Source organism: Grimontia hollisae CIP 101886 (genome assembly GCF_000176515.1).
GTDB lineage: Bacteria > Pseudomonadota > Gammaproteobacteria > Enterobacterales > Vibrionaceae > Enterovibrio > Enterovibrio hollisae.
The window spans coordinates 293,278-318,372 of the sequence record NZ_ADAQ01000012.1 but is presented as its reverse complement, the minus strand read 5'-3'; the positions used below and the strand labels follow the sequence as shown (position 1 = coordinate 318,372).

Annotated in this window: 17 protein-coding genes; 8 read left to right on the top strand and 9 right to left on the bottom strand. The window is 49.0% G+C overall.

All coding sequences use genetic code 11. The annotated features are described in order from the left end of the window. Positions 1 to 292: 292 nt before the first annotated feature. Together VHA_RS12520 and VHA_RS12515 are read left to right on the top strand one after the other, a co-directional pair. Positions 293 to 5,464: a VCBS domain-containing protein gene (locus VHA_RS12520; RefSeq protein WP_005504849.1), complete on the top strand. Its 5,172-nt coding sequence runs from the start codon at positions 293 to 295 to the stop codon at positions 5,462 to 5,464. A 151-nt stretch (positions 5,465 to 5,615) separates the two neighbouring features. Next, positions 5,616 to 6,233, top strand: a complete 618-nt coding sequence (locus VHA_RS12515; RefSeq protein ID WP_005504847.1) for a thioredoxin domain-containing protein — start codon at positions 5,616 to 5,618, stop codon at positions 6,231 to 6,233. Positions 6,234 to 6,310: 77 nt separating this feature from the next. On the opposite strand, the gene metC is transcribed toward VHA_RS12515, so the two are convergent. Then, the gene (gene metC, locus VHA_RS12510) at positions 6,311 to 7,498 is read right to left on the bottom strand and encodes a cystathionine beta-lyase (protein WP_005504845.1); all 1,188 of its coding nucleotides are present in this window, start codon (positions 7,496 to 7,498) and stop codon (positions 6,311 to 6,313) included. Between the two features lie 323 nt (positions 7,499 to 7,821). Here metC and VHA_RS12505 point away from each other — a divergent pair, with 323 nt between their 5' ends. Both VHA_RS12505 and VHA_RS12500 read left to right on the top strand, forming a co-directional pair. After that, positions 7,822 to 8,625, top strand: a complete 804-nt coding sequence (locus VHA_RS12505; RefSeq protein ID WP_226926494.1) for a phosphate/phosphite/phosphonate ABC transporter substrate-binding protein — start codon at positions 7,822 to 7,824, stop codon at positions 8,623 to 8,625. A gap of 15 nt (positions 8,626 to 8,640) precedes the next feature. Continuing rightward, positions 8,641 to 11,274 (top strand): hybrid sensor histidine kinase/response regulator, encoded by a 2,634-nt coding sequence (locus VHA_RS12500; RefSeq protein WP_005504841.1) that lies wholly within the window; start codon positions 8,641 to 8,643, stop codon positions 11,272 to 11,274. Between the two features lie 130 nt (positions 11,275 to 11,404). Here the strand turns inward: VHA_RS12500 and VHA_RS12495 are convergent, their stop codons facing one another. The 3 genes from VHA_RS12495 to mak all read right to left on the bottom strand — a co-directional run bounded on the left by VHA_RS12495 (position 11,405) and on the right by mak (position 13,948). After that, complete coding sequence (locus tag VHA_RS12495) at positions 11,405 to 11,920, bottom strand: NfeD family protein (RefSeq protein ID WP_005504840.1); 516 nt, start codon at positions 11,918 to 11,920, stop codon at positions 11,405 to 11,407. 2 nt (positions 11,921 to 11,922) lie between these two features. Continuing rightward, entirely contained in the window at positions 11,923 to 12,867 is a 945-nt protein-coding gene (locus VHA_RS12490) for an SPFH domain-containing protein (protein WP_005504839.1), read from the bottom strand. A 181-nt stretch (positions 12,868 to 13,048) separates the two neighbouring features. Further along, positions 13,049 to 13,948: a fructokinase gene (gene mak, locus VHA_RS12485; RefSeq protein ID WP_005504838.1), complete on the bottom strand. Its 900-nt coding sequence runs from the start codon at positions 13,946 to 13,948 to the stop codon at positions 13,049 to 13,051. A gap of 599 nt (positions 13,949 to 14,547) precedes the next feature. On the opposite strand from mak, the gene cspE reads away from it, so the two are divergent. The 4 genes from cspE (at position 14,548) to VHA_RS12465 (ending at position 20,549) form a co-directional block, all read left to right on the top strand. After that, positions 14,548 to 14,754, top strand: a complete 207-nt coding sequence (gene cspE, locus VHA_RS12480; protein ID WP_005504837.1) for a transcription antiterminator/RNA stability regulator CspE — start codon at positions 14,548 to 14,550, stop codon at positions 14,752 to 14,754. A 266-nt stretch (positions 14,755 to 15,020) separates the two neighbouring features. After that, positions 15,021 to 16,022, top strand: coding sequence for a hemerythrin domain-containing protein (locus VHA_RS12475; protein ID WP_040528872.1), 1,002 nt, complete (start codon positions 15,021 to 15,023; stop codon positions 16,020 to 16,022). A gap of 7 nt (positions 16,023 to 16,029) precedes the next feature. Continuing rightward, complete coding sequence (locus VHA_RS12470) at positions 16,030 to 19,950, top strand: hybrid sensor histidine kinase/response regulator (RefSeq protein WP_005504834.1); 3,921 nt, start codon at positions 16,030 to 16,032, stop codon at positions 19,948 to 19,950. 257 nt (positions 19,951 to 20,207) lie between these two features. Further along, complete coding sequence (locus tag VHA_RS12465) at positions 20,208 to 20,549, top strand: hypothetical protein (protein WP_040528870.1); 342 nt, start codon at positions 20,208 to 20,210, stop codon at positions 20,547 to 20,549. Between the two features lie 96 nt (positions 20,550 to 20,645). Here VHA_RS12465 and VHA_RS12460 read toward each other — a convergent pair whose 3' ends face one another. The 5 genes from VHA_RS12460 to VHA_RS12445 form a co-directional block, all read right to left on the bottom strand. After that, positions 20,646 to 21,638 (bottom strand): cytochrome-c peroxidase, encoded by a 993-nt coding sequence (locus VHA_RS12460; RefSeq protein WP_005504832.1) that lies wholly within the window; start codon positions 21,636 to 21,638, stop codon positions 20,646 to 20,648. An 85-nt stretch (positions 21,639 to 21,723) separates the two neighbouring features. After that, a complete protein-coding gene (gene grxB, locus VHA_RS12455) occupies positions 21,724 to 22,395 on the bottom strand; it encodes a glutaredoxin 2 (protein ID WP_005504831.1) in 672 nt (223 codons plus the stop codon). Between the two features lie 287 nt (positions 22,396 to 22,682). Beyond that, a complete protein-coding gene (locus tag VHA_RS18970) occupies positions 22,683 to 22,826 on the bottom strand; it encodes a hypothetical protein (RefSeq protein WP_162021948.1) in 144 nt (47 codons plus the stop codon). A gap of 87 nt (positions 22,827 to 22,913) precedes the next feature. Further along, positions 22,914 to 24,083, bottom strand: coding sequence for an MFS transporter (locus VHA_RS12450; RefSeq protein ID WP_005504829.1), 1,170 nt, complete (start codon positions 24,081 to 24,083; stop codon positions 22,914 to 22,916). 286 nt (positions 24,084 to 24,369) lie between these two features. Beyond that, positions 24,370 to 24,918: a hypothetical protein gene (locus VHA_RS12445; RefSeq protein WP_005504821.1), complete on the bottom strand. Its 549-nt coding sequence runs from the start codon at positions 24,916 to 24,918 to the stop codon at positions 24,370 to 24,372. Positions 24,919 to 25,095: the final 177 nt, after the last annotated feature.

Below are 25,095 nucleotides of genomic sequence, written 5' to 3'. Positions count from 1 at the left end.
AAAACTAGTGGCTTTTCTTCGTGACTGCCAAATCTCTCCCTCTTCTATTTTTAGGGTTCTCAGTTGCATACAGCAATGTTCCTCCTTTCCCAGTCCAATCTTTATGTCAGTTTTATTAGCAAAGTGACGTCTAAAAGAGACTAAATCTCATATATGAAACAAAATGCAAAGAAAAACGACTGAACCGCTTTTCTTCTCTTATCACCCAGATCGTTCTGTACTATTTTTAACAAATCGCTCAATTTACGAACAAAAATCACATAAATGAGTCATCATTTGTTGGGAGGAAGATATGGCTATCAATGTGCTCCTCAGTCAGGTCGTTGGGCAGGTATTTATCGTAAAAGCCAACGGAGAGGTGGTTCCTGCTGCGCAAGGTACACCGCTGCAAACCGGCGATGTCGTTTCCGTACCGAGAGGGCGTAATGGCTGGTTGGTGACTGAGGAGGATGAGCAAATTGATGTTCTTGATGAAGCACTCCTCGTGCGTGCAGGAAACGTTGAGCCCCTGGCGTTTCCCTCAGACGTACAGGACATCATTGCCGCCATTGAAGAAGGGGAGGATCCCACCCAAAGAGATGGGACAGAAACCGCGGCCGGTGAAGGGGCCCGTGGTTCGGCTATCACGACTGGCGTCGTCATTGAGTACAACGGTGCAACCGGTACGTTAGATATTCAGGGGTTTGATACCACAGGCCTCACCGCAGCCGGCCTGACCGAAGAACAAGCGAATGCGTTGGTCTCTGCGCGCTTTGTCCCCCAACAGGGGACATTGGAAGAGGGCAGTGAAACCATCACAGTGCCGGTTACCCGCACGGATGACGAAGCCACTGTCGAGGGCGATACCCGCGCCTCTGTCTCTGACCGTATAGGCACAGTACCCGCTTCGGTGTCAGGCACATTGACGGTAGTTGATCCGGATTCGAATAACCAAACCACGCTGGTCGATGACACTTACAAAGGAACATACGGCACCCTGGTGGTTGAAAATGGCAACTGGATTTATACCGTCGAGAAAGAGGCCGTCGCACCACTGGATGACAATGAACGTGTCACTGATACCATCACCATTGTCGCCAGTGATGGCAGTACCCATCCAATCATTCTGTCTATTGACGGTATCAATGACCCCGCTGTGATCGCCGGTGACATTGTGGGCACAGTGGTGGAGGCCGATGGCACGATGACGGCCTACGGCCAATTAACCGCTACCGATGTGGATGGCAATGACAATGCGTTTACGGCGCAAATCCTTGAAGGACGCTGGGGCGAATTGACCATTGATGAGAAAGGCTCCTGGACCTACCGTTCTAACGATGACGAAGGCGCGATTAATCGTCTGGGCGAAGGCGAGAACCTGACAGATACCCTGACCGTGCAAGCCGAGGATGGTACACCATTGACCATCAGTATCACTATTCAGGGAACAGACGATCTGCCTGTGATCAGCGGCAAGACAAAGGCCGCATTAACCGACAATACAACCGGTGAAGTCCAGACAGTGTCAGGCACCCTGACTATCACAGATGCCGATGCCAATGACACCCCAAGGTTCGATGATGTCACGATAGACGGTGATTACGGAGTGCTGGAAATGGTGGGGGGAGATTGGACCTACACCCTCAATAACGTGGCTGCCTCGCGTCTTAATGCGGGCGAAACTGGCACCGACATCATCACCCTGTATGCAAGCGATGGTACCCAACAAACCCTCGTCATCTCAGTGACAGGCACCGACGATAAGCCCATATTGAAAGGTGACACCATTGGCTCAGTGTCTGACAATGAAACGCCCACCACCTCCGGCTTTATCAACATTTTTGACCCGGATTCTGCTCACTCGCCTACACTACCGGACACCACTGTCAACGGCGAATACGGGTCACTGGTGCTTGTCGATGGCACCTGGACATACACCCTTACTCCTGGTTCTGTCGCCGCTTTACCCGAAGGCGAAACCACGATTGATATCTTGACTGTGACTGCATCAGACGGCTCAACCCATGACATTATCATTTCGATAACCGGCACGGATCAGGAACCGGTGATGACAGGCACTACTACAGGAACTATTAAGGAAGGCAGCGCAACATTAACGGCAACAGGCAGTATTGAATTAGTGGATGTTGACACAGGCGACTCCCCCACACTGCCGAACGGCACGACAGCGGGGCAATACGGCACCCTGACATTGGTTAACGGTAACTGGACTTATACTCTGGATCCCGAGCTGGCGCAGTATCTGGATGAAGGCCAATCGACTACCGATACTATCAGCATCACCGCCTCAGACGGCACAGTATACGATATTGTGATCACCATTACCGGCAGCGAAGATGCCGCGGTGTTAAGCGGTGACACCACAGGTAGCGTCACAGACGAAGTCCATTCACTCACAGCCACTGGCTTTGTTTCTATCAGTGATCCCGACGCCAGCGATACCCCCACCCTGCCGGATATCCACCAGCAGGGACAATACGGTACCTTCAGCATGGTTGAAGGCAACTGGAGCTACAACCTGGATCCAGAGCTGGCTGCTGTGCTGGATGAAGGTGCCACAGTGACAGACACCATCACCATCACCGATTCCCTGGGTGCCAGCCATGACATAGTGATCTCAGTAACCGGCACCGACAATGCCGCTGTTATCAGCGGCACAATATCGGGCGACATAGACGCAGGTACGCAGCCTGTAACCGGAGAGGATGCGATAACCACATCGGGCACACTGTCGATTTCTGATAGAGACAGCAGTGACAATCCCACATTTAATGCCACCACACAGGCGGGTGAATACGGCACTTTCGAGATGGCAGACGGTAAGTGGACTTATACGCTGGATCCGCTAAAGGCCAAGCCGCTGGATGAAGACGAAACAGCACAGGATAGCTTTACCGTCACAGCATCAGACGGCACATCACAGGTTATCACTGTTAATCTGACCGGCAGTGAGGATGCGGCGGTACTTTCCGGCGACACCACCGCCACCATTAACGCCACAACCCCATCGACACAGAATGTCATGGTGGACCGTAACCCTGACGGCACCTGGGATGTGGGCAATGGCGACAACCTCTACCTCAATCTGGGCAACATCACATCTAATGCCTCTTACCAAAACAGCGTCGGTTACTACGTGATGGATACAAGCGGCAACGTGATCCGCGCTGCTATCCTCTTTGACAATGCCCACGACGTGGACAACACCAGCATCAATATCAATACATCTGGGGGAGAAAAAGTCGGACTGTTTATGATCCCGGACGGGGACAGTAAAGGCTTTAACGTCGGCAGCATGAACCTGAGTTTTGGCAGCAGCGGCGTGATAGCTTACCAAGGCAGCACATATGGTACTGCCTTGGTTTCCGAATCGTCGAAAAATGGCGGTTACGACTATGAAGACAATCAAGGAACCTATTCTGGCTGGGAGGACACTGTCGGCGGTGGCGACTGGGACCTTAATGATGTCGCCTTCTATGTCACGGCTACACAACAACAGTCGCAGCCTATCTCTGCCAGCGGCATTATTTCGGTCTCTGACATCGACAATGGCGATAATCCAACCCTGCCAGATACCACCGTACAGGGCGAATTCGGCACTCTGGTGCTCACCGATGGACACTGGACCTACACCGTTGATGAAAGCAAAGCACAGCAAATCAAAGAAGAAGTGCGGGAAACCCTCCTCATTACAGATTCTGAGGGGGGCCAACACGAGATTGTGATTGCCCTCCAGGGTATTGATGACGTGCCGGTTGTTACCGGTGTCTTTACCGGTGCTGTTACCGAAGGCAACATGGGTGATGACATTAAAGTCAGTGGTACTCTTGCCATTTCCGATCCCGATATCGATGATACACCGGCATTTCTCGACACGACGGTGCAAGGTGATTACGGCTCGCTCACTCTGGTAGACGGTGTTTGGACTTATAAACTGGACAATGCGAAAGCAGAAGCGTTGTCTGGCACTGACCATGTCACTGACACCCTCTCACTGAGCGCCACCGATGGCACGGTGCAAAACATCACCATCTCCATCTCAGGTACCAATGATGCCCCGTTTGTGGTTGGTACCAACAGTGGAACCCTTGTCGCTCCGGACACGGTCACCCGAGAGTATGTCGATATCAGAAATATTTTCTGGCTCAACGACGGTTATTCCTTCACCTCCGGAGACATGCAATATATCGGAAACGAGCCGCCAACACTCAGTTTCCATAAGGAGGCGACGACTGTACGCATATATGATACAGACAGTGTGATGCACGGTGACGGTACTGACTGGCAAGGAACCAACGAATACGTGTACGACACGACGCAAAAAGTCGAGATCAACGGCAGATTCTACAACGTCAACTTCGACTACACCTTTGATTACACAGACGATGCAGGTAACCGCTACACCTTTGGCGTGGCAGATATCGATCTTGACGGCGATCGCTGGCATCACCGGGATCCTAACGAACAGGGCAACTTCATTATTCAACTATCTGGCCCTCAGATCCCGGCAGGCACACAACTGAACTATTTACCCTACTCTACCAGCCGTCAAGGCAGTCTCCGTTACCGTGACATCGCAGTAGAAAACGCTGACACCGACGCATTCGAGGCAAGAGGCACCCTGTTCATGTTGGAGGTAGATGCCAACGACACACCTCCCGTGTTTGCTGATACCACCGTAAACGGGCAATACGGTTCGCTGAATCTGGTCAACGGTAACTGGACATACACCCTAGATCCACGCTCAACACCGGCCCTTGGCGACAACGATACCCTCACCGAGGTCATCACACTGACCGCGACAAACGGTGCCCAAACCCAGATTAACGTCACGATCGGCGGTTCTGAATCGGCAATCACCAATGCAATGCCCGGCGGTGTCAGCCATTCGTTGAGTGATGTGATTGCACTCGATGACATCACCTTCTCAGGCAATGACGGCAATGACCGTATCGCAGGCAGCAATGACATCGACATTTTACTCGGCAATGCTGGCCATGATGTTATCCATGGCAATGCCGGGGACGACATTATTGATGGCGGCTTGGGGGATGATCTCCTTGTCGGTGGTCAGGGTAACGACCTTCTCGCCGGCGGTGCAGGTTCAGATACCTATGCATTCTTACAAGGCGACCAAGGTACGGTGAATAAACCCACCGTGGACCATATCATAGACTTCAACACCCAACAGGATGCCATCAACCTTTCAGATTTGCTCAACAACGAAACCTCAGACCCTCTGGAAGGTTATCTCTCTATGGTGGATGATAGCGAGGGCCACGCCATGCTGAATATCTCGACCCAGGGAGATGGCCATGTCGACCAACAGGTAGTGTTTGATAATATGAGCGTGGAAGAAATGGCATATGCCTACAGCATTGACACCAGTGGCATGACCTCTGAGCAAATCAGCGCATCGGTAATCGACACTATGGTTCTGCAAAGCAAGATGATTATTGATTAATCAACAAATCATAAAAAGCCCAAGCGCATCTTGCCAGCTGCCTCCCAGCTGGCAACTTTTTGTCTTTAATTTCGCAGGGGTAAGGTATACTCCTGCGTCTAAAAACCTACCCATCGCGAGCACAACTCGCTAAAAACAATGATTGAGTGTTATGAAGCTGAAACGTTTCTTTCTTCCCTTGATTACCGCCCTTGCCTTGTCAGGCTGCAGTGAAGAGGCTCCACAATCCTCAAAATACACCACGCTGGACACACCGATAACCGTTCAGGATCTGCCCGTTGTCACCGAACTGTTCAGCCTTTCCTGTGATCACTGCCGCTCAATAGAAACGGTAATCCCGGCCATTGAAACAGCAGCAAACGTGAAAATCGGCAAAACGCATGTCACTTTTAATGAGAGTGCAACCCTGACCGCATTGATTTATTACGCCGCCATGACTCAGGTTGATACCCCCCCACCCGCGGGCCTGACCGACGATCTGTTTACATTTGTACAAGAACAGCAGTCAAAAGATAGCGACAAAAACAGAGCTATTCTCAATGAACTGTTTGCAAAATATGGTCTGACGTCACCTTTTGATCTCACAGAAGCACAGCAACAAGTGATGTTCGCTGAGATGGAAAAAGCCGATCAAATCACCGTGGCGTCCGAAATCACATCCGTGCCGACGTTTATCGTTAACGGCAAGTATGTGGTCAATACCCGTGCACATGAGAGCGCAGAGGATCTGGCCGACACATTAAAAATGCTGATAGCGAAAGGCCAGTAAACAATCCCCAGGGGATGACAGATAAAAGAACGGCGCTGACTTCACATCAGCGCCGTTTTTCCTTCTTGTCCCATGCTTTATTTCAAGCGTTCAAAGCCTGCTTCAAGATCAGCAATCAGATCATCCACATCTTCAAGGCCAATATGGAGACGCACTAAGGTCCCTTTAAAATCCACCGGACCGGCAGGACGAATCGCATTTAACGCTTCCGGTTGATTAGTCAGGATCAACGACTCATAACCGCCCCACGAAAACGCCATGCTGAAATGGGTGAAATTGTCGAGATAACTGGCAATCTGTTCCGGGCTGAGCTTCTCTTTCAGCACAAAGGAGAACAGACCACAGCAGCCATTGAAATCACGCTGGTAATTTTCGTGCCCAACGCACTCTGGCAACGCAGGGTGGTTAACCCGCTCAACGTCGGGACGCGCACTCAACCACTTGGCAATAGCAATACTGCTTTCCTGATGCTGTTTCAGGCGAACCCCCAGCGTTCTCAGACCCCGCGCAGCCATATATGCCGTATCGGCATCCACCATTTGCCCCATCAGGTAAGAACGCTCACGCAAACGCTCCCAGCAGCGTGCATTGGCGACCGCCGTGCCAATCATGGCATCAGAATGGCCCACGATATACTTGGTACCAGCCTGAATGGAAATATCGATATCATGCTCAAGGGCGTTAAAAAGAACACCTGCCGCCCAGGTATTGTCCATCATGATCACAGCGTTGGGATTCACGGCACGGACGGCTTTTACCATCGCAGGAATGTCCGGAACTTCCATGGTGATAGAGCTCGGGGATTCAAGGAAAACCACCGTGGTTTTCGGTGTGACCAACGTACCGAGACCGCCACCAATCATGGGGTCGTAATAGGTCGTCGAAATACCCATATCCGCCAAAATGGTGTTACAAAACGCCTGGGTAGGTTCATAGGCACCACCAGACATCAATACATGATCACCGGTTTTTACGAATGAAAGAAGACTGTTAGCAATCGCTGCTGCGCCGCACGGATACAGCACACAGCCAGCCCCACCTTCAAGTTCTGCCATTGCATCTTGAAATGCGAAGTGTGTCAGGGTGCCCCGCCGACCATAGAACAATTCGCGCTCGCCACGGTGTTTAGTCGCCCGCTTTTTCTGTTCTACCGATTCAAAAACAATCGATGAAGCGCGCTGGATGACACTGTTGACACTGCCTTTACAATAGGCCGTTTTCCGTCCTGCAGATACCAACGTGGTATTCAATTTCCCGGATGACATGAACGCTCCTTATTCAACCGCATTAAACAGGGCGCCCTACGCGGTGCCCCAAAACCAATCAGGCACAAAGGTTACCTTAGATTCACCGTAATTGCAGCGGGTTAGCCACTGCCAAAGACAAGAACGTCTCCGTAATCAGTCATAGCAACACAAAATGTGCACCGCCTAACTCCTGCCAATCCACACTGACGCAAAAATGAGACACTGTACTATATTTATTTACACATCAGGTGGATAAGGAAATAACACGAATGGGATCAATAGTAGGACGACTGTTCTATAGGCCTAACCTATCGGTGCGCATGCTCATCGGTTGCTTTTTCATGCTATCGACAATGCACGCTCACGCTCATGCAGGTGCCCATGACGAAAGCGGCCAGCCACTGGTGTTTGGTATCGTACCCCAACAGTCCTCTGCCAAACTGATCCGGGATTGGAGCCCTGTAATGAAAGCGATCAGCACGCTCTCAGGCCTGAAGATCCGCTTTGCTACTGCCCCCAATATTCCGGAGTTTGAAAAACGCCTCAGCGAAGGCAAGTATGACATTGCTTACATGAACCCTTACCATTTCACCGTGTTTAACCAGACACCGGGATACAAAGCTGTGGCACACGCCAAAGACAAGCGCATCAAAGGTATTCTGGTGGTGCGAAAAGGCTCGCCCGTTAAAACACTGGAAGATCTGGCAGGTAAAGATCTCGCGTTCCCCGCTCCTGCTGCATTTGCGGCGACCTTGCTGACACAAGCCGCCCTGAAAAGTAACGGAGTCCACTTCAACCCGAAATATGTTGGGTCTCATGACTCCGCTTACCTGGGTGTCGCTGACGGCCTTTATGAAGCCGGAGGCGGCATTATCCGGACTCTTGGTGCTGCTCCACCCAATGCCAAAGACAACCTGAGGGTGTTATACACCACGGAAGGATTCACGCCCCATGCCATTGCCACGCACCCGAATGTTACTGAAGATGAACGCCGCCGTCTTCAAGAGGCTCTTGTGGCTCTGTCTGACACTCCTGAAAAACAGCAGGTCTTGAAAGCGCTGAATATCAAAGGCTTCCAAAGTGCGACGGACGAAGACTGGGATGATGTCCGGGCCCTGAGCATTTCCGTGATTAAAGCGGACTGATTGAGGCTGTCTTTTATGTCATTTCGCCTGAAGACAATCCTGGGTATCGCACTGATCGAATTGGTATTACTCGCTATCCTGATTGCTTCCGGGATTGGGTGGTTACGGGACTCCAATGAACAACAAATCATCGCCAACGGTGAGCGTCTATCCAACACCTTTGCTATTGCAGTACGTGACGCCATTATTGCTACGGATCTGGCCAACCTCCGAGCCTTTACCCAAGAAGCTATCCGGGACGGTGATATCGCCTACATCCGGGTGAAAGACGATCAGCGTCTGGTTCTGGCAGAAGCCTCAAGCCTGACAGACGAATCGCCGGCCCCAAATTATGCGCAGACTCCCACGGAAGCCCGGGATGGTATCTATGACATTCGTTATACCGTTTACATTGATGAATACCCGGTGGGAGAAATTGAGATTGGCTTGGATGTCAGTGCCTTCAGCCAATTGATTGATGATGCAAAAAAATACGCTATTTCGATTGCGGCGCTTGAGATGGTACTGGTTGCCCTTTTCTCCCTCGGTTTTGGTGCGCTATTGACCAAGCAATTGCTTGCTTTGCAGGAGGGTGCGCTCAGCATCCAGCAAAATGGCCCCGGTAAAACTGTTCCTGTCCGAGGTAACGATGAAGTCGCCCAAGTCGCCAACGCCTTCAATGAAATGTCCTTGGCACTGTCGCAAACCTATCAAGAGTTGTCACTGGAAAAAAACCGCTACAAACAACTTGCAGTACAGAACAAAATGCTGGCTGAAATTGTAGAGCAATCCCATGAGGCCTATCTCATCACTGACCTCAGTGGATACGTTTCATTGTCCAACAAAGCGCTGGACAATCTGTTTGGGTTTAGGGACAACGAGGCCTGTGACAAAGACTTCCAAACCCTGCTTTTTGGCGAGAACACCGCCGAAGAGGCCGCCTACCAACTTCGGGATGCCATGCAATTAGGGCAAAGCATCACTGTTAGGGCAGAATGTCTATCCATTGACGGACGTGCGGTACAGACTGAAATCACCGCCTTTCCCATCGTCAACAACGCTGGCGTCAACGATCGCTATGTGTTAATTGTCCGCGATGTCCATGAACAACTTGAATTTGAGAAAGCCTTAAAACATGCCGCCGATACGGCACACCAGGCAACACGGGCGAAATCCCAGTTTCTGGCTAACATGAGCCATGAAATACGCACGCCGATGAATGGTATTATCGGGGTGTCCGAAATGCTGAGGGAGTCCTCCCTGCCAAAAGAGCAAAAAGGGTTTGTTGATATTATCTATTCTTCGGCAAAAAGCTTACTGCAACTTATCAACGACATTCTCGACTTTTCCAAGCTCGAAGAAAAAAAGCTCAAACTCAGCGAGGAAACATTCTGTCTGCGAACCATGGTTGAGGAAACAGCATCCATGGTTGCAATATCTGCTTCACGCAAAGAACTGCTGGTTGTTGTTGATATCCCGCCAGATATCAACACGCTGGTGATCAGTGATGAGTTGCGCCTACGTCAAGTGTTCAATAACCTGCTTGGCAACGCAGTCAAATTCACCGAGCATGGATACATCCGGATTTCAGTCCGCGCTGAGCCCAAACCTGGCGACACTTCATCAACATATACCCTGACCATAGAAGACACCGGAATCGGTATTCCTGAAGATAAACTGTCAGATATTACTAAAGCCTTTGAACAGGTCAACAGCTCCACCTCGCGCCGATACAAGGGAACTGGGCTTGGCCTGTCCATTACTAAAAGCCTGCTGAGTTTGTTCAACAGCGAATTGGAGGTGGTGTCGGAATACAACAAAGGCAGCCGCTTTTCCTTTACCCTGACATTGCCCACCGTCCCCACAGAGGGCACTGATGAGGGGGCACTGACAGCCCGGCATATTGCCATTATCAATGCCGATCCATTGCACCGTCCCATTTTTGATCGCTATTTTACCTACTGGCAGGCAAAACATACCTATCTCACTACCGTGGAACTGCTTGAGGAAACCAAGACCCTCTTTGATGCCGCCGTCGTATTAATAGACCAGGATACTGCTCTGTACCCAGAACCTTATTGCCCTTGGATAGGCGTGGTTTCTAACCCACATCATTTTAACTCTCTATCTGAAAGCACTGGGCACCAGATAATCATCATTAAGCCCATCAAAATGAGGCAACTGCTTCAGGAGTTACAGCTTAGCATGCAAGAAGAAGCCCCCTTACCGCCTCCCAATGAATGCGCTGGTGATAAGACCCATCACACACTCGATGCGATGTCTATCGTAGTAGTTGACGATATCGAATATAACCGTGACGTCACCAAAATATTTCTTTCAGGCGTGAATGATCACGTCACTTACTACGCCACGGGGCAGGACGTCCTTTCCCATTATAAAAAAAATCAGTTTGATATTTTGGTCACAGACATCTCTATGCCTGATCTCGATGGCTATGAGCTGACTGCAACGCTTCGCCAGTTTGAGCGCGAGCATGACGTGCCTCCCGTGTTTATTATCGGTTTATCCGCACACGCAGGGCGAGAAGACTATGACAGGGCTGTTGATGCAGGAATGGACATTTATCTCACCAAGCCCGTCCGTCGGGCCGATCTCATTACCGCGTTGGATCAGGCCGCAAAAAAACGGGCGCCCCTTACCAAATGTTAATCAGCTTCCTTTTAGGAGTAACTGGCATACTGTAGACAAGACACAGTAAGGAACAGAGAAAGAAAAAGGAAGGAAAGCACATACGTTATATCCCAACGCGCTTCCCTTGATCATCTGAGTTGTATGAATGTTACTTGGCATTGTCCTTGGCTTGTATGTCTTCATCAGGCAATGGTTCAACGGTAAACCGCCCCACATCAACAGCGATCACCTTGACCGACGCGCCAACCGGAACAATGGCCTCCCGGTGCGCCGCACCAAGTACCAGCTTCCAGTTCACGCCTGAATATTTGACAGTGACCGGATGGTTAGCATCAAGTTCCTGATCCAACTCAAAGTGAAGCCCAATAAGATCGCTGTGAATGTTATATTCACGGCGCACACCCTTTTGTGATTTTTTCAGCGGTCGCCAAAGGATTACCGTCAACACACCGGCACCAATACCTGAACTGGCAATCACCGCTGTCAGGGTATCAGGCAATATCCCGAGCCAGACCAGGCTACCGGTCACCACCGCTGAGACACCGAGCGCCAATAACACAATGGTAGAAAGGCCAAGTAGCCAGACTTCGACAATCAACAGAACCAAACCAATGATAATGGTAGATTCTGCCAGATTGGTTTGCAGGTACGATATTGCATCCATCGTTATTTCCCGGCGTTAAGTGTATTGATAATGCTCATTGATTCTGCCACTAAGGATGCGGCGCTTGATTGACTGTCAGGCAGCAGTACCACGGAAGATTCCTTGGCAATCGCTTTTTTGGCTTCAATGGCTTTGTCAGCAAGGTCAAGCTGAATCGCTTTCTGACCTTCTTCCGTCGCAGCCGTGCGGCCAACAATTTCCAGCGCTTCCGCCTGCGCCTGTGCAACGGCTAGAATGGCCTGGGCTTCACCTTCCGCTTTCAGAATTTGTTCCGACTTTTCCGCTTCTGCCGCCAGAACTCGAGCCTGTTTCTGGCCTTCAGCCACGTTGATATCAGATTGGCGAGCCCCTTCCGACTCCAAGATAACGGCCCGTTTTTCACGTTCAGCTTTCATTTGGCGTTCCATCGCTTCCAGTACTGAACGCGGTGGATCGATATCTTTGATTTCGTAGCGCATCACCTGCACACCCCAAGGTTGGGCCGCCTCATTGATCGCAGAGACAATGGCAGTATTCAAGCTTTCACGCTCTTCAAAGGTTTTATCCAGTTCCAGACGACCAATTTCTGAACGCATAGAGGTTTGCGCCAACTGGGTCACGGAAAAGATGTAGTCATCAACGCCGTAGCACGCTTTCACCGGATCCAGCACCTTCAGATATAACACGCCATCGACGCCGAGAGAAATATTGTCCCGGGTGATTGCCGACTGGGAAGGCACATCGAACGCCTGCTCTTTCAAGGTTCGCACATACGCAACACGGTCAATAAAAGGTACAAGAATATTCAAGCCTGCTTCCATGGTTTTGTTGTATTTTCCAAACCGTTCAATCACATAAGCGGTATTCTGTGGCACAAATTTCACCGCAGAACGCAGTACAATCACCACCAGAATCGCTAACACAACCCAAGTGTTTATCAGTGAGGGTAGAAGTTCTAGAAAGTCCATTTTTGCTGTCCTAACCAATTGAAATCCCATTTATCATATCGAAACAGGCCGATGACTATTGCATCAAATTAGGAAATTGGGACTTGGCGGGAAGTTTATTTTTTCGCCAGTTGAGTGAGCAGTGACCCAAAAGCCAGCAAAAAACATCCCCCCAGCACCATGAAATGCTGGGGGGAAAAAATCACCAGAGCCTTGCCGCACCGCGCACGCCACTGGAATCCCCGTATTTGGCTTTGACGATTGGGGTACCACATTCACCGCCCATCACCCATTTTTGCATAAGCATCGGTACATTCTGGTACAGGCGATCAACGTTAGACATGCCACCTCCTAGGACAATGACATCCGGATCGAGTGTGTTAACAACGGATGCCAGTGCACGAGCTAGCCTGTCCTCATAACGCTGGATGCAGGCTTCCGCATCTTTATCACCCTTGGCGACACGTGCCATGATGTCCGGACCTCGCAACGTTTCGCCATGCAGGCGTTCAAAATCTTTCCAAAAACCGGTGCCAGAAATAAACACTTCCAGGCATCCCGGTCTACCACAGTAACAAGGAATAGCTTCCGCATGACGGCGATCATGGTCGTTTTGCCAAGGCAGAGGATTATGTCCCCACTCACCTGCAACACCGTTTCCACCTGCATGCACATTGCCGTCAATCGCAATGCCCCCACCACAGCCTGTGCCAATGATCACACCAAACACCATATGTTTACCCGCCCCAGCACCATCTACGGCTTCGGACACCGCCAGACAATTTGCATCATTGGCAATGCGTACTTCTCGTCCTAATAAGGTGCTGAGATCGGCATCCAAAGGCTGACCATTGAGCCAAACCGAGTTTGCATTCTTCACCTTACCGGTGACAGGCGAAAGAGTCCCAGGAATGCCAAGGCCAACCGAGCATGTCTCCCCCACCACTGTTTCGGCCCGCTCAACCAGTCCTTTGATGGCATCCAATGTTCCTTGATAGTCATGCTGCGGTGTCGATACACGTTCGACATAAATCTGCTCACCACTGGCATTCAGGACAACGGCCTCAATTTTGGTGCCACCCAAGTCAATCCCAATTTTCACCTCAGTCCTCCAGAACATTACTTTCACTTCACGAGTATGGCATTAGCTGCCTGTTTTCGGGGTGGTTCCCGTTTGTTGATGATTTTATTTTTTTCTTTTAGCCCGAACAGTGACCAGTCCTAAACATCGAGTTGGACATCCCAGAAAGGATGGTAAAAGTGATAGGTTATTTGACAAAATTGTGACACTTTCGCTTTATAGAGACACATAACATTATGATTCCTAGAGCAAATACACTTTATGATTTGAAAATCGAGAGACGTCTCACTTTCTTTTCCTGCAAATCCGACTATTTTTAATATGTGCTGATGTTCAACAGGGTTCTCTGCTGATTTTCGCCTTTTGGGTGACGTGAAGCACAAGGTGAAGCAGATTGACCATAAATTCACTATACAATTGGTCCTTCTGTGGTACTATCGATTGGCCTGGTTAATAGAGCTCTTTATGCTGCAATTGAAAACTTCGTTACACCCTACCTTCGCAAAAGTAAGTTGTCCTGAAGATATTCGCTACATTTGCCACCATAAGTGATTCATTAATAAAAGGTCTAAATGCGCTCGCGCGCAACGTTACAAATGGAAATATATTCAGGAGACAACATGTCTAAATCTACCGGTACCGTGAAGTGGTTTAACGAAGAAAAAGGTTTTGGCTTCATTCAACAAGAAAATGGCCCAGACGTTTTTGTTCACTTCCGTGCTATTACTGGCGAAGGTTTCAAAACTCTGGCTGAAGGCCAACAAGTCGCTTTCGAAATCGAACAAGGCCAAAAAGGCCCACAAGCTGCAAACGTAGAAAAAGTATAATTTTTTCTAACCGCAGAGAATTACAAAAGGATGCCCCAGTGGCATCCTTTTTCTTTTTATCCTGGTCGCGTTTTTGTCTTTATACTGAGTCTACGTTAATGAAGGCAATAGAAACTTCTCTATTTCAATGATCTTCTTCTGGTTTATCCGCTAACGGGATCTGTATCAGATTTAATAATATCGATATTGAAACATCTGTATTATTCATTGAAAACAACACCATCTAAGCTATTCCTTAATAAGAGGGAGTGTGCTTGGAGCCAAACATGCTAGAGAGATGTTTAGTGGTTGATGACCACGAAATGATTCGGGAAACTATCGCGATCATGGTGAAGTCTCTCGGCTTTGAAGAGTCTATTACTGCTATCGACGGCGCTGATGCCATATCCAAACTGTACCACCAGAAACCGTCCCTGATCATTACTGACCTGCAGATGGAGCCCATTGATGGCTTGGAAATGCTACGCTTGATCCGCAGCGGCCGCTACGGTCTGCCTCATGATATTCCCATTATTATTCTGACCGCCAACGCCGCAGAACACGTTATCGCCCAGTGTATCGCTTTCGATGTGGACGCCTTTCTGGTGAAACCAGTAAACCGACAAGCCCTTCAAGATCGCATTAATCAGCTTTCACAACAATCGAAACCTAAAAAAACCGTTGAGCACTATTTCTCGATGTACGAACAAGACCCGGCGAAAACAACGGCATTTCAAGTCAACGGTACGGTTGCGTTTACTGATGAGGATTTACGCGAAATTGATACCCTTATACACGACCACAAGGCACAAGTCGCACACCATGAAGCTGAGGAGCACTTCATTCTTCATCCAGCGCCCGGCCAGCCAGAGCCTGACAACAAGAAGAAATTCATCAAGTGGCAGGATCGCTTTACCGTCGGAAATGCTGAGCTCGATGACAGCAACAAAGAGCTGCTTGCCATCATTAATGATACCTACGACCTTATCGTTACCCATCAAGAAGGCCAGGCGTTTGAGGAAATATCCCAACGGTTCCAGCGCTATGTGGAGCACCATCTTGCCCGGGAGGAGGAATTACTCGCCACCAAGAGTTACCCACGTCTTAGCATTCACCGGGATATGCATGCCAGGTTAGTGAAGCAGGCGGAATTTGTGGTGCTGAAATGTCAGGCTGATCCAAGTTTCTATAAAACAGACTTTTTCCGGTTACTGCGTTTTTGGTGGGTAAAACACGTGGTGCAAGAAGACACTGGCTACCGCGGTATCTTCGAAACCCATCAACAGTGAGGATGCCATGCCAACCCCGCTGAACCATAACGGAAAGGAAACGCATCACAACCTATATCAACTGTTTCTCAGTGGTGGATTAGTGATTGCTGCACTGGTGTCTTCCCTGCTCTGGTTCTACCAATTCATTTATAACGATACCCACCAAAAGCTCGAATATTTCCTAAGCTCAGAAATCAACAACCTCACAGCCGCCATCACCGACTGGCATACATCAAGAGAAAGAGAACTGCAAATTATTAAAAATGATAGTGATCTGAGAGAAGGGCTTTTTGCCAGCGGGATCTATCAATCATCGTCGTTTTCCAACGCTGGCGAAATATCCAAACACCTTGAGCTGTACCGCGACTCTTTTTCCCTCAACAATGTGCTACTTTTCTCACCACAAGGAGAGTTACTGATCAGTCTGAGTGATGGATTTAACGAGTTTACCGTGAGTGCTTTTAACAAATATATCAACGAACTTCTGCGTGTGGGCCACATTGTTAAGTACCCGGGCGGGACGCCTGACAATCAGGAACCAGAAATACATCTGGGAGTCACCTTGCCAAGTACAGGGCCTTACGATCAACCATTTATTCTACTGGCTTCCCGAAAAAGCGCTGACTTTGAAAAACTTTTTACCTCCCATACCCTTGAAGGCTCAAATGTGTCGTTTGCTATCAGTCGCAATGGCACGGTGGTTTATCCTTCGAGGCAACACACTCTCCCACCCCTTGGCAAAGAAATACTTTACAAACTTTCACATCCTGATGCCGCCCATCCTGCTGATCTCTTAAGAACCCTGTCAGATAAAATAGCCTTAAACACCCAAGGCTACAAAGGCCACCTTCCGACAGATTCCATTGGTGCCTGGCGCTGGCATCCTTCAATTCCCCTGGGGTTGGTGGTTGAATACGATGCCAACAACGGGCTCAGTATCCTGAAATCAACCCGTATCTATCTTATCGTTGCTTTCTTGGTCGTCACCGGAGCCTACCTACTGTTTCTGGTCAAGCAATCTGGTTACGTGCTCCGCATCGGTTTTAGTAAGCGCTATCTCGAATCTATTCTCCGCAACTACGCGGATGGTGTCATCATTGTCAACGAGGAAGGTGTCGCAGTAACCATCAATGATAAAACCCTGTCTTTTGTTTGCCCACCCGCCAACTTGGGCAATAAACCCAAATTGATAGAACTCAGCACCGAAAAGAATGAACCCCTCGTCGCTATTTTGAGTAAGCTTTTTGATGCGGCGATGGATAAAAATGAAGCGAGTAAAATCTATAAACAATCACCCGACGAAGAGACCAATTCCCTTTGCCTGAGTCTGAAGGCGAGAAAACAACAGATTGATGACAGTATCTACGTTGTTATTAATATTCGGGATATCACTGAAAGTGCCCGGGCTGAAGCCAAGCTAAGCAAAAGCAATGCCCTTTACTCGGTGTTTAACACCGTACAAGATCTTTATATGACGACGGGCAATTCTGAGAAGTCATTCAAAAAAGCCCTGGTGGTGCTTGCAACCTTTACTGACAGCAAGCTGGCATCAATGCTTGCCTTGAAAGATAGCAATCAAAAGGTGATGTTCAAACACCAGACCACCTTTCTGGATCAAACATTTGACGGTCTTCCAGCACACCTTGTGCCTTATGCGGAGTCTTCCATCCAACAGAGACGAACCCATTATTCTTCTGATCATCCACAACATGGAGAGCATGCCGACAGTTTCTTCGAGCACTACGCTTTTATTCCGCTTATCACCAAAGGAGAAGATATCGGTGTTATTGTGATTGCAGGCCGCAGCAGCCCCTATACCGAAGAGCTGATCAGCTGGATTGCACCGGTTGTTAAAAGCATGAGCAGTATGCTGTACTCAGACCGTCAGGCCCAGCTAAACCAGGAAGTGAATGAAGCCTTAAGGCGCGCCAAGGAAGATGCGGAACAGGCCAATGACGCTAAATCTAATTTTCTTGCCATGATGAGTCACGAGATACGCACCCCGATAAACGGCATTATCGGTATGTCAGAAGTTCTGTCCCACACCGAATTGGCTTTTGAACAGCGCCGCTACAACGACACCATTACCACTTCTGCCAACGCCCTGCTGGACATCATTAATGATGTGCTGGATTTATCGAAAATCGAAGCGGGCAAAATGACTGTACGCCACGAAACCTTTTGCATCCATGAATTAGTTGAAAATGTCACCAATATCGTCGCTCCCCGCGTAAAAAGTAATGTCACTTTCACAACCTATACCGATCCATTACTCCCACACCAAATCACGTCTGACTTTTCCAAATTGCGCCAAATTCTGGTTAATCTTGCTGGCAACGCAGCCAAATTTACCGATAGCGGTTACGTTGATGTTTCTATCACCCAGGTTAGCCGTATAGAAAACCGTTGTGAAATAGCACTAAAAGTCACCGACACGGGGATCGGGATTGAAAAAGCACAACTCGATAAAGCGTTTGAAAACTTTTCCCAGATTGATAACTCCAGTAAGCGGCGCTACCAGGGTACCGGACTTGGCCTGCCAATTTGCCGAAAGTTTACTGAATTGCTTAATGGTGACATAAAAGCCGAGAGCAGTATTGGACAAGGTTCCACCTTCTCCGCCCGGTTTACGGTGGATGTCCCAGCGAACACAAGGGCACAACTGACCACATCTATCGACGCACTCCAGAACATCAAAACCCTGCTGATTTCCCGCAGTGTCAGCCAAGTTAAAAACCTGCAAAAGTACTTTCGTTTCCTTGGCTTGTCTGTCACTGTCGCACGGGATGAAAACGCGGCTGCCTACACGCTATCATCAGAAGGCGGATTTGTTTTCACTCTGGTCGACCACACAATTTCACTGGAAAAAATCAAGGATGCACTCCAACCGCCCAGCCACTCACGGAACACGGTTTACCTGGCAGATATCCGGGGTGTTTTAACGCAGGATGCAGTGCCTATTTCAGCGGCCTTAACGGCCCCCTATAACATTGAAGCCTTGAGCCAAACACTACAACAGGTCGCCAGCCTTGATGCCAGTGGCTTAAATCAGGAAGACATATTCCACCAGCTCACCCAAAAAGCGCACACAGCACGCAATGCTACGATCAGCTTGAACAGAAAAGGCGTATCGGTACTGGTTGCTGAAGACCATCCCGTCAATCAAGAACTGATCACAACCATACTCACCAAACTCGGCTGTAAGACAACGGTTGCAAACAACGGCGCCCTTGCTTTTGAGCGCTTTATGTCGAATCGCTACGACATGATCTTCATGGATTGCCAGATGCCCGTCATGGACGGATTCGAAGCCACCCATAAAATCCGCCAGCTAGAATCTGAGAACAGCCTGCCCGCCGTTCCCATCGTGGCAATGACCGCAAATGTCATGAGTGGTGACAAAGAAAAATGCCTCGATGTAGGCATGACCGAATACATCGCCAAACCGTTTAAACAGGCAGAATTGATCGCCGTGATGAACAAGCTCCTCCCCACCCCGGACGCAGAACCTTTATTCCAGAATGCCACGGATAACCTTGCCGCCACACAGCGCACAATGCCTGCCAAACCGGCCAGCACACCCGGCCGAGAACCTGACGCATTCAGCGAAACCCTTGAGCCCTTTGACTTCTCAACACTGAAAGAAAATACCGGAGATGATCCAGTATTGATTGGTATGCTGGTTGACAGGTATCTGTCAACACAGGAAAGCGACATGAGCGAACTGGCGATCGCCTGGCAGGAAAACCGTTTTCCCGACGTGAAAAAAATCGCCCACAAGATGAAAGGAGCTGCGTTAATGGTGGGGGCAGTAGACTTCTCGGTAGACTGCAAAACACTCGAACAGCATGACTTCGAAGTCGATGGCCGTCCTGATGTCTTGTATGAGAAAATCCAACAGAACTCTCTTCAGCTCTGTGAAAGAATGCAGGGTTCAAAGCCCTAGATAGGGCTTACGCCTATCAGAACACAAGCAAAAACTCACTAAAAACTGGCCTGGCGTCCGACTAGTCGAACATTTGCGATTGTGCAAGTATAAAATAGTCTCTATTTGCATGTTTTTTACTAAGATTGCAAACCTAGCTGCACTATCTCAAGCACACTCTGGTCAAATACGCTGACTTTGCCTAACTTACTAAACAAACAAGAAAAAACTGTCTGATAGACAGATACCAATACTGATTATTTTAAAGAGATAACGCTATGCCGACTGTGATTCCATTCCCTGCTGTGGGAGGCTCATCACGTGAGCCTCGAACCAGCGACATAACAGAACTAATTCGCGAAGAGTTGACCCAGCTCAGTTCCAACGAGTACATGGTGAACTGTATTCTGGAGCGTCTGAAATCCTTCATTGCCACTCTGGACTGTGATTTAAGTCTGAATATAGAAGTGACTGAAGAAAACGAAACGGGAGTCATGCAGCTCATTCCTTCCGTACAAAACCTTCAAAGCCGTTTTGACGGGATCATTTCCGAGATCATCTCTGAACGGATTTTGCATGAGATTTATTTATACCATGTTGAACGAGCCACTAGGATGTAAGCTTCTCCGACGGTTTTTACCTGCATAAACGGCGCTATGGCGTCGTTATTATTATACCTAAACGGTCTGGATATACAGGATTCAGGGTGCTCGCACCTAGGGGCTGTTGAGTTCGCGGGTATTATCCAACGCTCGAAGAAATGCACTGATGTCGGTAACATCCTGCTCACTTAGCTTGGTCCCCAGTTGATGCCATGCCGTGTCTTTCACCGCCTGCTCCAGCGAAAACACAGCGCCATCATGAAAATAAGGTGCCGTTTGGGCGACATGACGCAGTGTCGGCACTTTAAAAATAAAGTTGTCAGCACTATTGCCGGTCACAAATGCCCTGCCTTTATCTTCACGGTTGGGGTAAGGATTGACCAACCCCATTTTCATAAACAACTGACCACCCATCAACGGACCATTATGGCAGGCATTACAGCCCACTCTGACGAAACGTTCCATTCCCCGGATTTCCCGCTCATCCAACGCGTTGTCGTTTCCCAACAGCCACTCATCAAACCGGTCTTGTGTGATAAGCGTTCTCTGAAAGGCAGCCAGGGCCAGGGTGATATTTTCAAACGTTAATGGCAGATCTTTATTGGGAAATGCCTTTGCAAACAAAGGTTGATATTTTTTCTCGCTGAGATTCTCTACCGCTTCCTGTTCAGACGTCAGTGCCATTTCAGCAGGATTAAGTATGGGGCTTCGCGCCTGCTCGCTCAGTGTTTTTGCCCTGCCATCCCAAAACTGGACGAACTGGAATCCCGCATTCCAGGTCGTCAGGCTGTTTCGCGTCCCTGTCTCACCCAACGCCCCCACGGAGACCGATCTGGGCTCTGTACCTGTACCAGTAACGTTGAGGTCATGGCAGGAATTGCAAGACTGGCTGTCATTGACAGAAAGCGCGGTTTCAAAATAGAGCGCTTTCCCTAGCGCGATTTGTTCCGGTGTATCATCTTCACTGCCCGGCATCCTATCTGGCATGGTGCCAAAGACCTTAAGTGCAAGTTCCCTTTGCGCTTCCGATGCACTTGATAAACAAGACGCTAACGCAACACTTAACATGATTAAGGCCTGAATGCGTGTTGTTCGACTTTGGGTCATCACCATGTTTCCTCGCTTTTGATAAGGAAACACTTAGCATTTTGTGTTGAATCGGGGCAGAGTTTCCGCCCCTCATTCTCAAAGATTAGACAGCTCGTGAAGGTGTTCCAACGGCCACCGAATCATATAACCCGACGCCTGTCAGCTTGGAGATTTCATCCAGATACTGGCGGACATTTCCTGGATAACGCAAGCCTTTCACCACCGTGTAGTTACGAAGGTAAGGGAAAATATTGATATCATCATAAGTCAGCCTGTTGTCCCGTTGCGATAGTGGTACCAGCCAATCCAGTTTCAGCAACTCGACGTTTAACTTGGCAATGTACTCGTCACTATTGGCAAAGGCGTCCTCAAACGACATCTTGATCATGGCAGACTTGTTTTTGGTGAACCAGGCTGTCGCTTCTTCGCACTGGAATTCGGGTAAATCGATCATCATCCAGCGCGGGTAAGTCAATCTCGAACTATACTGCCCCGCCACGTCCAGCCACGCCGCAATACGCTCACCCAGGTGCCCTTCAGCAACCACTGGCGCACCGTCAAGGTTATCCAGATAAGCGACAATATCGAGGCTTTCGGCCATGTAGCTCCCATCTGGTTTTTGCAGGATAGGAACCAGGTTAGCTCCCACTTTTTCGACACGGGCATCCACGTCGTGGTTTTGCAGGTAAACCAAATCAAGGTCAATTTTCTTCAAACCTGCAACCATCATAGCTTTCACACAGAATGGGCAATGATCAAATACAAACAGTTTCATAAGACATCCTTTTTGAAACGTATGCACCAGCGCGATGTGGCACATACATGACTCGAGATTCTAGAAGTTTTTAGGCAAAAGGAAAATGACCGCCTTTTATGTGGGATCACATCATGAATAATTCGTTGCCCAAAATCATGGGTTCCGGCGTTATCCATTGCCTAAAAATAACCATGCGGAAAAACAGAAATAACATGCATGGAATGCCTCGTTTAGGCTGACGCTTTCAGTTCTGGGGTGGAGTATGAAAACAGAAAAAGCCCGGCTGGGCTTTTTCTCATTCACATCTATTCCAAGGGTTCTGTCGGTATCCAGCAATCCTCACCGTCGTCACTGGCATCAGATAAGACGACCAGTAATCCCATCTCGACCATTTCTTTTAACGTCAGGTCATCGGCCAGATGCATGGTTTCCCCTCGTTCATTTTCCAATTCCATACCACTCACTCCTCCGTTTCAAAAGGGTGGTTCAGTAAAGATAGCAGTGTGACAGAGCGCACAGGGTCATTTCTGGTGCTGTTATGCCACTATTTTCTTTGGTGTCCGTGTAACCAATAGATAAATAAGGGGAACTGCACACACAAATGGCAACACGATTAGGTTCAATGTTTGCCAACCAAGGCTGGCCTCCAGAAAGCCCGCGGCCAATGCAGTAACCGTTACGCTGCCAAAAACGGCAAACTCGTTCATCGCCTGAGCCCTTGCTTTGTCTTGTGGCAAATAGGTTTGGGTGAGCTGGCTGGTCGCCCCTATAAACATAAAATTCCAGCCCACGCCCAACATCACCAATGCTGCCCTAAAGTGCCACTCAGAAACACCGTTGAGGTTTACCAGAATACAACCAACAAAAAACAGGCTGCCAAGAAGGATCGTCATACGTGCGCCAATTTTGCCAATAATAGTGCCGGTGAAAAATGAAGGAATAAACATCCCCAGCACGTGCCATTCAATGACCAGTGCCGCCTGCTCAAAATGAAAACCGTGTTTGTGCATGGCAATTGGCGTCACTGTCATCAGCAAATTCATCACTGCATACGCCACCACTGCTGCAATCACCGCCACCAGATATCCTGGCGCTTTGAGGATTTGTCCAACCGGGCTTTGCACAGACTGATCGCGGGACGCAACAGCTGGAGGAAGCGCAATAAAATGCAACACAAGCAAGGAAATAATATAGAGCGCAGCAATGCCGACAAATGCGCCGCTGAAATGGGTGCCGGGTAACCAGTGTTGGCTGGCAATGGCCAGATTCGGACCGAGAGTAGCCGCCAACACGCCCCCAGCCATTGACAGCGAAATCGCCTTATCTCGCACCTCCGGCTCACTCACTTCAATCGCCGCAAACCGGTACAACGTTCCAAAACCAATGCCAACTCCGAGAAGCAGGGTACTGAAACAAAACAGCCAAAACGCCCCCTGGTTCAACGCATAAACACAGAGCAGTGCGCCGAGAATACCGATAATATTACCCAACCGGAAACCGTTTTTACGACCAATTTTCGCCATGATCAACGATGCAGGGATCGTGGCCATCATTAAGCCTACAAACTGGGTAGAAACGGGCAGTGTTACCCAAGTATCACTCGGTGAGAGTTGCTGACCGATAAGGCCATTGACAGAAATCAACACAATGTTTCCGCTCATCAGCAAAGCCTGACAAAGTGCCAACAACCAAACGTTTTTATTCATTCCATGAATACTCTGGACAGTAGGTAAGAGGTCGAGTATCTCCCACCATGCTGAGCTCCGCAACCCGTCGCGAAGAACACCATCAGTAAGGGGATACCATAATCAAAAAGGGCACCCCAAACGGCTATCTCTTGGTCACAAGTCTTCGAGATTGAGAGACATGGCCAATTCGTAACCATCTGATCACAGTGCGCAGAATGCGTTCAAAAAAAATCCCTGAGCGTTGCTCAGGGATTTGTGTATGAGGGGCAGCCTCAAACGGTGCCCTTATTCAGACTATCTGGCATCACGCCGCTTCAGCGGTTTCCAAGTCCTGTGATTTATCAAACAACAGCTTGTAAGTCATGATGCCGATAACCAATGCTTTGATCACCATCATCTGAGGATTACCGTAATACGCCGCCATACCGATGAAACCTGACAGCAACATCAACTTGCGGTAATTGGTCAATGTCGTCATATACAGTGCCAACAGAATAATGCCAAGATCAGCGAATTGCAGTGCAACAGGCAATGTCGGATCAGCAATAAAGGCCGTTACGGCGATATAAGCAATGTAAAGAATACCTGCCGCCATCACGCTCCCCAACGCAAGGACCACTGTCTTGGATGCATTGGTAAAGTCTTTTGCATAACGATAGGTATTCAGTGAGGCCACAGAAAGATTCAGAATAACTTTTGGCCACCAGCCCATCAAAAACGCCCAAACCGTGTCATTGGCTGCTGAGCCAAACGCCGCAAAGCGGGTAAATTTCATGCTGTTGAAAATTGTGATGCCGATATAAAAAGCAACGGATGTCCATCCAAGAATGTCTGTGATGAGATCTAACGTCATTCAGGGTACTTCTCTTGCATATGAGCGCAGGGCTCGACAGTGTTTTTACTTGTCCGGCACCTGCCGGATTTTAACCACCTGATAACGCAACCGCGGGCGATTCTCAGGAGAGGACCGGATAATAAAGGGATATTGATGTACTAGTCAACTAGTATTTCGGGATTTATTTCTACAGAA